The organism is Vreelandella rituensis (assembly GCF_003336665.1).
Classification (GTDB): Bacteria; Pseudomonadota; Gammaproteobacteria; order Pseudomonadales; family Halomonadaceae; genus Vreelandella; species Vreelandella rituensis.
Genome location: NZ_QPIJ01000160.1, coordinates 1 through 905, shown reverse-complemented (window position 1 = coordinate 905; position 905 = coordinate 1). Strand labels below are relative to the sequence as shown.

At 61.4% G+C, this 905-nt stretch carries 1 protein-coding gene; it reads right to left on the bottom strand.

Going from position 1 to position 905, the window contains the following annotated elements:
* Window positions 1-29: 29 nt before the first annotated feature.
* Window positions 30-905 (bottom strand): IS256 family transposase (locus DU506_RS21265; RefSeq protein ID WP_114488799.1); only part of this gene is annotated, 876 nt, incomplete at its 5' end.

Genomic DNA, 905 nt, shown 5'->3' with positions numbered 1-905 from the left:
GAGTTATTGTCAAATCTGGTGTACGACGGTCAGGCGGCGTTCCTGTCTGACTGATCGATTACTTGCTCTCCGTCCTGGAACTTGACGTTGTTGATGACCAGTTCCAGTTTCTGGAAATGCTTGATGCGTCTCCAGCGCTTCTGGGCACTCTGAAGCAGTTTGAAGACCATCGCCAAGGTCGTGGCACGGGAGCCGCAGTTCCGGCTGCGTTTGGTCCGCAGGCGGACCGTGGCGAAGGTCGACTCGATCGGGTTGGTGGTGCGTATGTGCACCCAGTGCTCTGCCGGGTAGTCGTAGAACGCCAGCAGTTCGTCCCGATCCTTGGTCAGGCACGCCATCGCCTTGGGGTACTTGGCCTCGAAGCGTTTCAGGGTGCGATCGAAGGCCTTGTGCGCATCAAGGCGGGTCTCGGCCATCCAGATGTCGTGAAGGTCGGCCTTGACCTTGGGTTGCACGGACTTCGGCAGCTTATTCAGCACGTTAGCCATCTTGTGGACCCAGCAGCGCTGATGCTCGGTCACCGGGTAAATCTTGCTCAGCGCCGCCCAGAACCCCATGGCACCGTCACCGACCGCCAGCTTGGGAGCCGTCGTCAGACCGCGCTCTCGCAGCCCCGTCAGCAGCGTCTCCCAACTGGCTGTCGACTCGCGAAAGCCGTCCTCGACAGCGACCAGTTCCTTGCGGCCCTGCTCGGTGACGCCGATGATCACCAGCAGGCACAGGCGGTCATCCATCCGCACGTTGCTGTACACGCCGTCTGCCCACCAGTAGACGTAACGCCGCTCTGACAGGTCTCGCTGTCGCCACTCGGTATGCTCGGCCTCCCACTTCATCTTGAGCCGTGACACCGTGTTGGCCGACAATCCCTTGGCCTGGTCACCCAGCAGCGAGGCCAGGGCCTCCTG